Raw genomic sequence first — 14012 nt, forward strand, 5'->3', positions numbered from 1 at the left:
CGAGGGCGCCGTCTTATCATCTTTCGCTCGAGATCAGTGGGCGGTCAGGCCGCCGGCGGCTTCATCGCCATCCGGCTTCACCGTCACCTTGGTGTCCTCTTCCCAGACGATCGGCACCGGCTTCTTCACCAATGCCTTGGCAACGACGTCGTCGAGGCGGGAGACCGGGATGATCTCCATGCCGCCCTTGATCGCATCGGAAATCTCCGTGAGATCCTTGGCGTTGTCCTCGGGGATCAGCACCGTCTTGATGCCGCCGCGGGCCGCAGCCAGCAGCTTCTCCTTGAGACCGCCGATCGGCAGCACGCGGCCGCGCAGCGTGATCTCGCCGGTCATCGCGACATCGTGGCGAACCGGGATGCCGGTCATCACTGAGATGATCGCGGTGGCCATGGCCACGCCCGCGGACGGACCGTCCTTCGGCGTCGCGCCTTCCGGCACGTGCACGTGGATGTCGCGGCGGTCGAACATCGGCGGCTCGATGCCGTAGTTGATCGCGCGCGAGCGGACGTAGGACGCCGCCGCCGAGATCGACTCCTTCATCACGTCGCGCAGGTTGCCCGTGACCGTCATCTTGCCCTTGCCGGGCATCATGACGCCTTCGATCGTCAGCAGCTCGCCGCCGACATCGGTCCAGGCAAGGCCGGTGACGATGCCGACCTGCGGCTCGCTCTCGATCTCGCCGAAGCGGTACTTCGGCACGCCGAGCAGCTCTTCCAGAGTCTTCTCGGTGACCTTGACCGACTTCTTCTTGGAGATCATCAGCTCCTTCACCGCCTTGCGGGCGAGTGTGGAGAGCTCACGCTCCAAATTGCGCACGCCCGCTTCGCGGGTGTAGCGGCGGATCAGAAGCAGCAGCGCGTCGTCGTCGATCGAGAACTCCTTGGAGTCCAGGCCGTGCTTGGACACTGCGTTCGGGATCAGGTGCTTGCGCGAGATCTCGACCTTCTCGTTCTCGGTGTAGCCCGCGATCCGGATGATCTCCATGCGGTCCATCAGGGGACCTGGAATATTCAGCGTATTCGCGGTCGTGATGAACATCACGTTGGACAGATCGTAGTCGACCTCGAGATAGTGGTCGTTGAAGGTCCCGTTCTGCTCGGGGTCGAGGACCTCGAGCAGAGCCGAGGACGGATCGCCGCGGAAATCGGCGCCCATCTTGTCGATCTCGTCCAAGAGGAACAGCGGATTGGACGACTTCGCCTTCCGCATCGACTGGATGATCTTGCCGGGCATCGAGCCGATATAGGTGCGGCGGTGCCCGCGGATCTCGGCCTCGTCGCGCACGCCGCCGAGCGAGACGCGCACGAACTCACGCCCCGTCGCCTTCGCGATCGACTTGCCGAGCGAGGTCTTGCCGACGCCGGGAGGCCCGACGAGGCACAGGATCGGCCCGGTCAGCTTGTTGGCGCGCGACTGCACCGCGAGATACTCGACGATACGGTCCTTGACCTTCTCCAGCCCGTAGTGATCGGCATCCAGAACCGCCTGCGCGGCCTCCAGGTCCTTCTTCACCTTGGACTTCTTGTTCCACGGAATCGACAGCAGCCAATCCAGATAGTTGCGCACGACGGTCGCTTCCGCGGACATCGGCGACATCTGGCGCAGCTTCTTCAATTCATGCTGCGCCTTCTCGCGCGCTTCCTTGGAGAGCTTGGTCTTGGCGATCTTCTCTTCGAGATCGGCGAGCTCGTCGCGACCATCGTCGTCGCCGAGTTCCTTCTGGATCGCCTTCATCTGCTCGTTGAGGTAATACTCGCGCTGGGTCTTCTCCATCTGGCGCTTGACGCGCGAGCGGATGCGCTTCTCGACCTGCAGCACCGAGATCTCGCTCTCCATCAGGCCCAGCACCTTCTCCAGGCGCGTGGTGACGGACAGCGTCTCCAGGATGCCCTGGCGGTCCGCGATCTTGACGGCGAGATGCGAGGCAACGGTGTCGGCGAGCTTGGCGAAATCGGTGATCGCCTGCACGACGCCGACGACCTCGGCCGAGATCTTCTTGTTGAGCTTCACATAGCTCTCGAAGTCGGACACGACCGAACGTGCCAAGGCTTCCGCCTCGACCGATTTCGCATCGGTGTCGGCAAGCGCCACGGCGGTTGCTTCATAGTAGTCGGCGCGATCGGTGTACTTCTGCACGCGCGCACGCTCGAGCCCTTCGACCAGCACCTTCACGGTGCCGTCGGGAAGCTTCAGGAGCTGGAGCACGCTGGCGAGCGTACCGGTCTCGTAAATGGCGTCGGGCGCCGGATCGTCGTCGGACGCGTTCTTCTGCGTCGCGAGCATGATCAGCGCGTCGTTCTTCATCACCTCTTCAAGCGCGCGGATCGACTTCTCGCGGCCGACGAAGAGCGGAACGATCATGTGCGGGAAGACGACGATGTCGCGCAGCGGCAGCACGGGATAAGCGTGCGCTTCGCCGTGGACGATGGTTGGCCGGGGTTTTGGATTAGTCATGGCCTTTTCCTTTTGCTTTGCCCCCTTGCACGCAGTCCGCCATGCTCATGCGCAACCGCCACAAGGTGCCGAGGTGATCCACAAAACCGGTCGGTCCTCTTGAAAGTTGGACCGGCTCGCCGGATCGGAACAGAGGCGAATCTTGAAGAGAATTCTCGCTCGCCGCCGACATTAGGTGGCTATCGACCCGGGGGGTGTCAAGTCATTGAAAAACGCGCGCCATCAAGCGCTTACGCACGCGGATAAGCGAACGCAACACCGGCTGCGGAGATACTCGTCCGCAGCCCAACTCGATGAGACGATTGGAGCGTTCCAGCGCCGCCAAATCAGGCGCTGGCATTCTCGACGGCGCGATCGGTCCGATCGGCGTAGATGTAGAGCGGACGCGCCGTACCTTCCACGACTTCGCGGGAGATCACGACTTCTTCCACACCTTCCAGGCCCGGCAGGTCGAACATGGTTTCGAGCAGGATCGCCTCGAGGATCGAACGCAGACCACGCGCGCCGGTCTTGCGCTCGATCGCCTTGCGGGCAACCGCGCCAAGCGCCTCGTCGGCGAAGGTCAGCTCGATGTTCTCCATCTCGAACAGCCGCTGGTACTGTTTCACCAGCGCGTTCTTCGGCTCGGTCAGGATCTTCTTCAGCGAGGTCTCGTCGAGGTCCTCGAGCGTCGCCACGACGGGCAGACGACCGACGAACTCGGGGATGAGACCGTACTTCAGGAGGTCCTCAGGCTCGACGTGACGGAAGATCTCGCCGGTCCGGCGATCTTCCGGCGCCATCACCTGGGCCGCGAAACCGATCGAGGTCGACCGGCCGCGCGCCGAGATGATCTTCTCGAGGCCGGCGAAGGCGCCGCCGCAGATGAACAGGATGTTGGTGGTGTCCACCTGCAGGAACTCCTGCTGCGGATGCTTGCGGCCGCCCTGCGGCGGGACCGAAGCCACCGTGCCTTCCATGATCTTCAGCAGCGCCTGCTGCACGCCCTCACCCGACACGTCGCGCGTGATCGAGGGATTGTCGGACTTGCGGCTGATCTTGTCGATTTCGTCGATGTAGACGATGCCGCGCTGGGCGCGCTCGACATTGTAGTCGGCGGCCTGGAGCAGCTTCAGGATGATGTTCTCGACGTCCTCGCCGACATAGCCGGCTTCGGTCAGCGTCGTCGCATCGGCCATCGTGAACGGCACGTCCAGGATGCGGGCGAGCGTCTGCGCGAGCAGCGTCTTGCCCGAGCCGGTCGGACCGATCAGCAGGATGTTCGACTTCGCGAGCTCGACGTCGTTGTGCTTGGTCTGGTGGTTGAGGCGCTTGTAGTGGTTGTGCACCGCGACCGACAGGACCTTCTTCGCATGGCTCTGGCCGATCACGTAGTCGTCCAGCACCTTGCAGATTTCCTTCGGCGTCGGAATGCCGTCGCGCGACTTCACCAGCGAGGATTTGTTCTCCTCACGGATGATGTCCATGCAGAGCTCAACGCACTCGTCGCAGATGAAGACCGTGGGACCCGCGATCAGTTTGCGGACTTCGTGCTGGCTCTTGCCGCAGAACGAGCAATATAGCGTGTTCTTGGAGTCGCTCGTGCCGACCTTACTCATTCATGTCTCCGTCCGCGGTTCGATCCCGTTCCGCTCGATCGCTCCATTCCGACACGATGGTCGGGATGAAGTTCAAATAGAGCAAATTCCGTACCAAAAAAGACCTACGCGTTACTACATCCCGTGCGAATCACGGTCACTCGATTCTCCCGCGATCATAGCCCATCAATCGTAGCCAACCATGCTGTCACCCGACTATCAAGAATTCGCTAATCGGGGGGCGCCGGCTACCCGTGACAATACCGTGATTTCCGGTCTTGGCACGGGCGAAGTGACCGAAATCACCCCGGCGTTGCTGGATTACCACGAAAAACAAGCACGAAAGCGGAACTTTCTGCCTGCCGCATGGCGCAAAACGATTGTTTTGCAATGCGCACACGCGCACCTAGCGTGAACGCCGCCCTGATAGGACCCCGACGATCCCAGGGATCGCCGGTTACGGTCCAGTAGTGCTACGGGACCTTCACCGGCGCCGGTTCCTCGGCGCGCTTGTCGATGACCTTGTCGACCAGGCCGAACTCCTTGGCGTCGTTCGCGGTCAGAAACTTGTCGCGTTCCAACGCGTCCTCGATCGTCTTGTAGGTCTGGCCGGTGTGCTTCACGTAGATCTCGTTGAGCCGCTTCTTCAGGTTCAGGATTTCCTGGGCGTGCAGCATGATGTCGGTGGCCTGGCCCTGGAAGCCGCCGGAGGGCTGGTGCACCATGATGCGCGCGTTCGGCAGCGAGAAGCGCATGTCCTTCTCGCCGGCGGCGAGCAGCAGCGAGCCCATCGAGGCGGCCTGGCCGGTGCAGAGCGTGGAGACCGGCGGGCGGATGAACTGCATGGTGTCGTAGATCGCAAGGCCCGACGTCACCACGCCGCCCGGCGAGTTGATGTACATCGAGATTTCCTTCTTCGGATTTTCTGCCTCGAGGAACAAGAGCTGCGCGACGATCAGCGTCGACATGCCGTCCTCGACCGGACCGGTCACGAAGATGATGCGCTCCTTCAGCAGGCGCGAGAAAATGTCGTAGGCGCGCTCGCCACGGTTGGTCTGCTCGACCACCATGGGCACGAGGTTCATGTAGGTTTCAACCGGATCGCGCATGAGTCACCTAGGGTTTTAGGAGGCGGACATCGCCAGTCTTGGCTGCCAGTTTGGGCTGGATGTGCCGGAAGGCCGATGGACGTCCCGTGATGCAGGAAGTTGGTAGAAGTAGAACGCGTAGGTACAGGGTGTACCGACAGATATAGCCCAATTCGCGCCTGACAAGTGCGGAGCGCATTAAGGCTTAATCCGCGGGGCAGTTGAAGCTGATTCGTACAAAGAGGCCCAGCCGGCCATCCGGCTAGCTGGGCCCCGTCGCTGATCATCCTTAATAGGAGACTGTCCTAGAGCCCCATTCCAATGGAAGCGGAACGGGACTCTAGCTTCTAGTTTTTGACGCATTTTCTTGACGCGAACCGGTACCCACTTCGCTCGAAAACGCTCTAGAGCCTTCAGGCTGCGGTCTTTTCCGCCTCGTCGTCCTTGTAGAGATCCTCGCGCGAAACCTTCTTCTCGGTCACGTTGGCGAGCTCGAGGATGAAGTCGACAACCTTGTCCTCGTAGATCGGTGCACGAAGCTGGGCCAGCGCCTGAGCGTTGCTGCGGTAATAGTCCCAGACCTCCTTCTCGCGGCCGGGCATCTGCCGGGCGCGCTCGATCACGGCGCGGCCGACCTCGTCATCGGTCACGGTGATCTTGTTCTTCTCGCCGATCTCGGAGAGCACGAGGCCGAGCCGCACGCGACGGTCGGCGATCTTGCGGTACTCTTCCTTCGCCTTGTCCTCAGTGGTGTCCTCGTCGGCAAAGGTCTTGCCGGCGGAGTCCATCTCGGCCCTGACCGAGTTCCACATCAGATTGAACTCCTCGTCGACCAACGAGGGCGGCGCCTCGAAGCGATGCGCCTCGTCGAGACGGTCGAGCAGCGCGCGCTTGACGCGCTGGCGCGTCGCGGTCGCGAACTCGGCAACCAGACGCTCGCGCGCGGCTTCCTTCAGCTTGTCCAGCGATTCCAGGCCGAGCGTCTTGGCGAACTCGTCGTCGATCGCAACGTCCTGCGGCGCCTCGATCGTCGTCGCGGTGGTCTCGAACTCTGCCGGCTGGCCGGCGAGCTTCTCGCTCATGTAGTTCTTGGGGAACGACACCTTGAGCGTGCGGGTCTCGTTGGCGCCGATGCCGGTGAGCTGCTCCTCGAAGCCCGGGATGAAGGTGTTGGAGCCGATCACGACCTGGATGCCCTCGCCGGTGCCGCCCTCGAAGGCTTCGCCGTTGATGGTGCCCTTGAAGTTGATGGTGACGCGATCGCCGGAGGCGGCCTTCTCGCCCTCGCCCTTCGCGGCATAACCACGGTTGCTGTCCGCGATGCGCTTGATCGCCTCGTCGACGTCGGCATCGGTCACGTCAGCAACGGGCTTCTCGACCTGGAACGTCTTGAAGTCGGCGAGCGCAATCGACGGCACCACCTCGATCGCGACCGTGTAGGTCAGATCGGTCTTGCCGCTCAGCAGCTCCTCGACCTCGGCCTGCTCGGTCGGCATCGTGATCTTCGGCTCGGTCGCGAGACGGAAGCCGCGCTCGGAGAACAGCTGCGTGTTGGTGTCGCGGATGGTCTGGTCGATGGTCTCGGCCATCACCGAGCGGCCATAGACCTTCTTGAGATGCGTGACCGGCACCTTGCCGGGACGGAAGCCGTTGATGCGGACCTTGTCCTTGAGATCGACGAGCTTGGCGCCGGCTTTGGCGTCGAGATCAGACGCGGGAACGCTGATCTTGAACTCGTGCTTCAAACCTTCCGAGAGGGTCTCTGTGACCTGCATGGCGTCCAATCTTCTTCTCGTTCGGCCCCGGCGCGCATGCGTCGGGACGCTGTCATTAATCGATCCGGCGCGAGGCAAACGCCTCAACGCCGGTGGTTCATCGGACCGGCTTCGGGCGGACAACATCCGCCAGGAGCAGGCCCTTGTAATCCGTGCAAACGCTGAAAGCGCTTGGTGCGGGCGGAGGGACTCGAACCCCCACAACTTTCGTCACCGGAACCTAAATCCGGCGCGTCTACCAGTTCCGCCACGCCCGCGTGAATTTGCATCAAGACCGGCCGCGATGCCGCGGGCGGCCGGGCTTATAACATGTGCTTGACTGTTCGCAGCAAAAAAATGGTCAGATGGCTGCAGGCTTCAAGTAGGCACGACGGCTGGACTTATCCAGCGCGGCGTGGTCCGGATCGCGCCATGACGACGCGGATCTTTGACCCGAACAGACGAGAGGTTTTGGCAGGCCTTGGAGCCTCGGCAGCCGGGCTGATCGCCGGCGGCGCCGGCCCGTCCGTGACGGCCCAGCTCGCGCTTCAGGCAAGGCCGGCAACACTGGCTCTGAGATCGGGTCAGCCGGCTACACCGATCTGGGAACTGGCCGCGGTAAGCCACCTCAGGGACGTTCGTCTCAAGCGTTTTGACCGCTGCGAGGTGGTGTTTCGGAACGACCTGCCTGTGCCGCTTGCCCCAGTCTGGTACGGCCTCAATGCCCCGACCGCGGCCGACCCGCTCCGGGGACGCGCGCCGGCAGCCCCGGACACGACCGAAACGTCAATTGTTTCAATACCTAACGCAGGAACCCTGCTGGCCGACTTCCGGCTGTTCGAGGACGGCCAGAAGCAGCCTGCCCGTCCGCTCGCGATCATCGCGCAGGAGATAAACCGGATCGCCGTCGATCGCGACGAGATCCTGCTGATCGAGGAATGGCGCCTGCGGCCTGACGGAAACGCGGTGCCGCCGGGCCAGGACCCGAAGGACACGGCACCGCTCTATACGATCAACGGGCAGACTTCATTCGAACTCTCAGCCGCGGCCAATGAGCGGCTGCGGCTGCGCTTTATCAACGGCTCCCAACGCACTGTTCTGGCAATTAAATTGGAAAGCCACGAGGTCCGCGTGATGGCCCTGGACGGGCAGCCCGCCGAGCCGTTCCCGGCCCGCAACGGCGCCCTTGTCCTGGCCCCCGGCGGACGGGCCGACGCCTTCGTGGATGCGGCCACATCGGCCGCATTCCTGCTGCATGACGGCAAGGAGGCGCGCCAGGTGGGCAGCCTCAAGATATCAGGCCAGCTGGAGCGGCGCGCGCCGCTGTTGCCGCCGCAGCCGCTCCCGTCGAACGACCTGCCCGAGAAGCTCGATCTGAAAGGCGCCCTGCGGTTCGATGTCGCGCTGGGCGCCCCCGATGGCGGCTGGGTGCGACCCGCAAATTTCTCCACGACCTCCGCCCCCGCCTTCCGCGCCAAGGCCGGCCGCACCGTCGTGCTGGCCCTCAAGAACCCCGCCCCCATCACGACGGTCTTCCACCTGCACGGCCACCCCTTCCGCCTGCTCGACAAGCTCGACGACGGCTGGAAGCCCTACTGGCTCGACACGCTCGCGATCGAGCCCGGCCAGACCCAGCGCATCGCGTTCGCGGCGACCTCTCCGGGACGATGGCTGATCGAGTCGGTTGCGACAGACTGGGCCGCGCCGCGGCTGGTGCGCTGGTATTGGGTGGAGTGAGTATGCGCGCCCAGCGCCCGGCTCCGTAGGGTGGGCAAAGGCGCTCTTCGCGCCGTGCCCACCATTTTCCTGATGTCGGCAGAAATGGTGGGCACGCTTCGCTTTGCCCACCCTACGGGGCCGGCACGCGGAGGCGTGATTAGCGGTTTAGCCGTATGGCTTGCGCGCGGGCGACGACGGGAGCGTGTGCGGCGAGTTTAGTACTCCACCCCCAGCGCATCATAGATCCGCCGGTGCACGGCCGGCAGCGTCTCGGTCAGGTCCTCCGCGATCAGGCCCGGCCCCGCTTCGCTTGCGGCCTCGCCGTGCATCCAGACGCCGATGCTGGCGGCTTCGAAGGCCGGCACGCCCTGTGCCAGCAGTCCTGCGATGATGCCGGAGAGCACGTCGCCGGCGCCGGCGGTGGCAAGCCATGGCGGCGCGTTGGCGGCGATGGTGGCGCGGCCGTCGGGAGCGGCGATGGTGGTATCGGGCCCCTTCAGCAGCACCACCGCGCCGGAGCGCTCGGCGGCGACGCGGACGCGCTCGAGCTTGGAGCGGCCCGGATGCTTGTTGCTGAGATCGGAGAACAGGCGCGGAAACTCGCCCTCGTGCGGCGTCAGCACCACCGCATTGTCGTGCGAGGATTTGATCGATTCAAACAGGTGCTCAGGGGTTGCGGCAAAGCTCGTCAGCGCGTCCGCGTCCAGCACCAGATGTCGTTGTGCGGCAAGCGCGGTGTGGACCATGTCGCAGGTGCGTTCGCCGATTCCGGCGCCGGGACCGATGATGCAGGTGTTGTAGCGCTTGTCGCCGAGCAGTTCGCCGAACTCGACTGCGGTATCGACGGGGCGCACCATCACCGCGGTGAGCGCGGCAGCATTGATCGCGAGCGCATCGCGCGGGGTGGCGAGCGTCACCAGCCCGGCGCCGGCGCGTAACGCGCCGCGCGCGGCGAGCCGCGCTGCGCCGGTCGCGGCTGCGTCGCCGGAGACCGCGAGCACGTGCCCCCGCGCATATTTGTGGCCGTCGATGCGCGGCACCGGAAACGCCGCACCCCAGAAATCCGGATCGTTCTCGAAAATCTGCGGCCCGATCTCGTCCAGCACCTGCGCGTCGATACCGATGTCGGCAACCCGCACCCGGCCGCAATGCATCCGTCCCGGCAGCAGCAGGTGCGCCGGCTTCTTGCGGAAGAAGGTGACGGTCTCGGTAGCGTTCACGGCCACGCCCAGCACGGCGGCGCTGGTGCCGTTGATGCCGCTCGGCAGGTCGACCGCGAGCACTGGCGCGCCGTTGGCGTTGATCGCCTCGATCATCTCCCGCGCCTCGCCCTCGACGGAGCGGCTGAGGCCGGCCCCGAACAGCGCATCGATGATCAGCGCAGGTCTTCCGATCGCCTGCGGATTGAACGGCAGCACCGGATGCTTCCAGCCGCGCGCGGCGGAGGCCGCATCGCCCTGGAGCTGATCGCGCTCGCACATCAGGATCACCGAGACCTCGCGCCCTTGCGCGGCGAGCTCGGCGGCTGCGACAAAACCGTCACCGCCATTGTTGCCGGGGCCGGCCACGATCAGGATCGGCCCCTCCTCCACCAGCGCATTGGCGGCCTCCGCGACCGCCTGGCCGGCGCTCAGCATGAGCTTGAAGCCGGGCGTGCCGGCCGCGATCGCGAGCTGGTCGGCGCGCTGCATTTCGGCGTTGGTCAGAACTTCCATGCCACTTCCCTGGTACAAACGCCTCTTCAACAGGCATTTTTTGTGCCGATCCGTCGCCGGGAACACCGATCTGCACATATACTGAACTGTTTGCCTATTTCGTAGTCTTCGGTATTTTGGCCCGGTCGGCGCCACCTATCAGAGATGCTCGTTAAAAGGCTGATAACGCTCCAATAATCAGGGTATTTGCAACTTGGCATAGACCCTGCTTTCGAGGAAGCCGCTTCGGTTCGTCGTGCTCACTGACGTTTATCTGGGTGTGGCCGGCCGTTGTTGCCGGACTGGTCAGGGATCCCGGCATAGCGAAGACAAGATCGTGCGTGAAGAAAAGCGCATCCTGACGAAGACGTTGCTATTTGATCGAAAGGCCGGGAGGCGCGCAGTGAAGAAAATCGAAGCCATCATCAAGCCGTTCAAGCTCGACGAGGTGAAGGAAGCGCTTCAGGAAGTCGGCCTTCAGGGCATCACCGTCACCGAAGCCAAGGGCTTCGGCCGGCAGAAGGGTCACGCCGAGCTTTACCGCGGCGCAGAATACATCGTCGACTTCCTGCCCAAGGTGAAGATCGAGATCGTGATCGGCGACGACCTGGTCGAGCGCGCCATCGACGCGATCCGCCGCGCGGCGCAAACCGGGCGCATCGGCGATGGCAAAATTTTCGTCTCCAACATCGAAGAGGCGATCCGCATCCGGACCGGCGAATCCGGGCTGGACGCTATCTGAGCCGGGTGCTATCCCGCATTTTGCGACACTCTGACAAGAAATAAGGCTGCCTCGGCGGCCTGATTTCGTTTGTGCGGTCGCGCAAAACTCGCCCAAAGCGAGAATAATTTTGCTCATCTGGAAACCGACCCGCAGAGCCAAAAGGGGTATGCATGAAGACCGCCAAAGACGTCCTGAAATCGATCAAGGACAACGACGTCAAATACGTCGACCTGCGCTTCACCGATCCGCGCGGCAAGTGGCAGCACGTGACGTTCGACGTCAGCATGATCGATGAGGACATTTTCGCCGAAGGGACGATGTTCGACGGCTCCTCGATCGCCGGCTGGAAGGCGATCAACGAGTCCGACATGTGCCTGATGCCCGATCCGGTGACCGCGACGATCGATCCGTTCTTCGCCGAGACCACGATGGTCATCACCTGCGACGTGCTCGAGCCGACCACCGGCGAGCCCTACAACCGCGACCCCCGCGGCATCGCCAAGAAGGCCGAAGCCATGGTGAAGTCGATGGGCGTGGGCGACAGCGTGTTCGTCGGTCCCGAGGCCGAGTTCTTCGTGTTCGACGACGTGCGCTACTCCTCCTCCCCCTACAACACCGGTTTCCGCCTCGACTCCTCGGAGCTGCCGACCAACACCGACACGGAATATGAGGGCGGCAACCTCGGCCACCGCATCCGCACCAAGGCGGGCTACTTCCCCGTCCCGCCGCAGGACTCCGTGCAGGACATGCGCTCCGAGATGCTCGGCGCCATGGCCAAGATGGGCGTCAAGGTCGAGAAGCATCACCACGAGGTCGCTTCCGCCCAGCACGAGCTCGGCATGAAGTTCGACACGCTGACGCTGATGGCCGACCACCTGCAGATCTACAAGTACTGCATCCATCAGGTCGCGCATATCTACGGCAAGACCGCCACCTTCATGCCGAAGCCGGTCTACGGCGACAACGGCTCGGGCATGCACGTGCACCAGTCGATCTGGAAGGAAGGCAAGCCGGTGTTCGCCGGCAACAAGTATGCCGACCTGTCGGAGACCTGCCTCCACTACATCGGCGGCATCATCAAGCACGCCAAGGCGATCAACGCCTTCACCAACCCGTCGACCAACTCCTACAAGCGTCTGGTCCCGGGCTACGAGGCCCCGGTGCTGCTCGCCTACTCCGCGCGCAACCGCTCGGCCTCCTGCCGCATTCCCTACACCGCTTCGCCGAAGGCCAAGCGTGTCGAGGTGCGCTTCCCCGATCCGCTTGCCAATCCCTATCTCGGCTTCGCCGCGATGCTGATGGCCGGCCTGGACGGCATCAAGAACAAGATCGATCCGGGTCCGGCGATGGACAAGGACCTCTACGACCTGCCGAAGGAAGAGTTGAAGCAGATCCCGACCGTCTGCGGCAGCTTGCGCGAGGCGCTGGAAAACCTCGACAAGGATCGCGGCTTCCTCAAGAACGGCGGCGTGTTCGACGACGACTTCATCGACGCCTATATCGAGCTGAAGATGACCGAAGTCGAGCGCTTCGAAATGACCCCGCACCCGGTCGAGTTCGACATGTACTATTCGGGCTAAGCGGCCCGAACAGGACGAGACAGGCAAAAGGCGCTCCGAAAGGGGCGCCTTTTCGTTTGCGGAGTCGTAGGTCCGTAGGGTGGGTTAGCATTGCAGATGTGCGAAGCGCATTTGCAATGCGTAACCCACCACTGTCTCTATCCGAGCAAGCAGAAGAGGTGGGTTACGCCTAGCTGTTTGCGCTTCGCGCAATCCGCTACGCTAACCCACCCTACAAGATGCGAGGCGGCCTATCACCACGTCGCCGTAAAGGCCTTCTGCAGCTCGGCCGGCGCCGTCACGCCGCTGGCGATCAACAATTGGGTGAGGACGCGCGCCTTCTGCGGGTTGAGATCTTCGGACACGACGAAGCCATTCTTGTCGTCGTCGACCTCGACGTTCCGCGTGACGAAGCCGGATCGAACCCGCGTGGAGCGGACGACGAGGATGCCCTTCTTCGCGGCGGCCTCGAGCGCGTCGAGTGCCGACTTCGACGTATTGCCGTCGCCGACGCCGGCCAGCACGATGCCCTTTGCGCCGTGGGAAATCGCGTCCTCGATCGGAACGGCGTCCATGTTGGCATGCGAGTAGACGATCTCGACGCGCGGCAATTGCTCGCCCGCGGGAAGCTGATAGCTCGCGCGCTTGAAGCCGGCGGCCTGGGTCATGAAACGGATGCCGCCGGCGGTGTCGACATAGCCGACCGGGCCGTCATTGGGGGAGCTGAAGGTCTCGATGCTCGTCGTGTTGGTCTTCGTCACCGAGCGCGCGCCCTGAATCTTGTCGTTCAGCACGGCCATGACGCCGCGGCCGCGCGAGCGCGGATCGGCGGCCACTTGCACCGCCTCGTAGAGATTGCCGGGGCCGTCCGCGCTCACCGCAGTGGCCGGCCGCATCGAGCCGACGATCACCACCGGCTTGTCGCCGCGCACCACGTTGTCGAGGAAGAACGCGGTCTCCTCCAGCGTATCCGTGCCATGGGTGATGATGACGCCGTCGGCTTCATTCTTGTCGAAGGCATCCTGGATGCGGCGGGCCAGCGCGAACCAGACCTTGTCGTTCATGTCCTGGGAGCCGATCGACGAAATCTGCTCGGCGTTCAGCTTCGCCAGCTTGTCGAGGCCCGGCACCGACGCCATCAGCTGCTCGCCCGTGATCTGGCCGGATTTGTAGGCACCGGTCGCACGCGGGTTGGCCTGGCCCGCGATGGTGCCACCCGTCGCAAGCACGAGAATGCGCGGCAGGCTGCCGGCCGAAGCGTCCTTGCCCGGCTCTGCGGCGCGCGCTGCGCCGATGCCGCCGGCCCAGAGCGCAAAGGACAGCAGTGGAATGGCGAGCATGGATGTTCGACGTTGGCGACAGCTGGCTGGGCTGGCGGTAGGCTTCGTCATCGAATTGTCCTCCCGTTTAAGTAGGGATCGACATTCGATACGCCCATTG

The 14012-nt window shown here is 63.6% G+C and carries 10 protein-coding genes and 1 tRNA gene; 4 read left to right on the forward strand and 7 right to left on the reverse strand.

The window, feature by feature from the left end:
- Positions 1 to 33: 33 nt before the first annotated feature.
- Both lon and clpX read right to left on the reverse strand, forming a co-directional pair.
- A complete protein-coding gene (gene lon, locus ACVJ19_RS32210) occupies positions 34 to 2457 on the reverse strand; it encodes an endopeptidase La (RefSeq protein ID WP_212335959.1) in 2424 nt (807 codons plus the stop codon).
- A gap of 326 nt (positions 2458 to 2783) precedes the next feature.
- Positions 2784 to 4055, reverse strand: coding sequence for an ATP-dependent Clp protease ATP-binding subunit ClpX (gene clpX, locus ACVJ19_RS32215; protein WP_018642420.1), 1272 nt, complete (start codon positions 4053 to 4055; stop codon positions 2784 to 2786).
- Positions 4056 to 4236: 181 nt separating this feature from the next.
- Between clpX and ACVJ19_RS32220 the strand changes: the two genes are divergently transcribed.
- The gene (locus tag ACVJ19_RS32220) at positions 4237 to 4449 is read left to right on the forward strand and encodes a hypothetical protein (RefSeq protein WP_453953157.1); all 213 of its coding nucleotides are present in this window, start codon (positions 4237 to 4239) and stop codon (positions 4447 to 4449) included.
- Positions 4450 to 4507: 58 nt separating this feature from the next.
- On the opposite strand, the gene ACVJ19_RS32225 is transcribed toward ACVJ19_RS32220, so the two are convergent.
- The 3 genes from ACVJ19_RS32225 to ACVJ19_RS32235 form a co-directional block, all read right to left on the reverse strand.
- On the reverse strand, positions 4508 to 5143 hold the full coding sequence (locus ACVJ19_RS32225) for an ATP-dependent Clp protease proteolytic subunit (RefSeq protein ID WP_453953158.1): 636 nt from the start codon (positions 5141 to 5143) through the stop codon (positions 4508 to 4510).
- A 392-nt stretch (positions 5144 to 5535) separates the two neighbouring features.
- Complete coding sequence (gene tig, locus ACVJ19_RS32230) at positions 5536 to 6897, reverse strand: trigger factor (RefSeq protein ID WP_453953159.1); 1362 nt, start codon at positions 6895 to 6897, stop codon at positions 5536 to 5538.
- Positions 6898 to 7069: 172 nt separating this feature from the next.
- Positions 7070 to 7154: transfer RNA gene (locus ACVJ19_RS32235), tRNA-Leu, on the reverse strand.
- Positions 7155 to 7308: 154 nt separating this feature from the next.
- Here ACVJ19_RS32235 and ACVJ19_RS32240 point away from each other — a divergent pair.
- Positions 7309 to 8613 (forward strand): multicopper oxidase domain-containing protein, encoded by a 1305-nt coding sequence (locus ACVJ19_RS32240; protein WP_453953160.1) that lies wholly within the window; start codon positions 7309 to 7311, stop codon positions 8611 to 8613.
- A gap of 197 nt (positions 8614 to 8810) precedes the next feature.
- Here ACVJ19_RS32240 and ACVJ19_RS32245 read toward each other — a convergent pair whose 3' ends face one another.
- Complete coding sequence (locus ACVJ19_RS32245) at positions 8811 to 10310, reverse strand: NAD(P)H-hydrate dehydratase (protein WP_453953161.1); 1500 nt, start codon at positions 10308 to 10310, stop codon at positions 8811 to 8813.
- A gap of 382 nt (positions 10311 to 10692) precedes the next feature.
- Between ACVJ19_RS32245 and ACVJ19_RS32250 the strand changes: the two genes are divergently transcribed.
- Both ACVJ19_RS32250 and glnA read left to right on the forward strand, forming a co-directional pair.
- Positions 10693 to 11031, forward strand: coding sequence for a P-II family nitrogen regulator (locus ACVJ19_RS32250; RefSeq protein WP_007603495.1), 339 nt, complete (start codon positions 10693 to 10695; stop codon positions 11029 to 11031).
- Between the two features lie 152 nt (positions 11032 to 11183).
- Positions 11184 to 12593, forward strand: coding sequence for a type I glutamate--ammonia ligase (glnA, locus tag ACVJ19_RS32255; protein ID WP_453953162.1), 1410 nt, complete (start codon positions 11184 to 11186; stop codon positions 12591 to 12593).
- 233 nt (positions 12594 to 12826) lie between these two features.
- Here the strand turns inward: glnA and ACVJ19_RS32260 are convergent, their stop codons facing one another.
- Positions 12827 to 13912 carry an asparaginase gene (locus ACVJ19_RS32260; RefSeq protein ID WP_453953163.1) on the reverse strand — a complete coding sequence of 362 codons (1086 nt, stop codon included), beginning with the start codon at positions 13910 to 13912 and terminating at the stop codon, positions 12827 to 12829.
- Positions 13913 to 14012 lie beyond the last annotated feature (100 nt).

This window comes from Bradyrhizobium sp. USDA 376 (assembly GCF_054063675.1).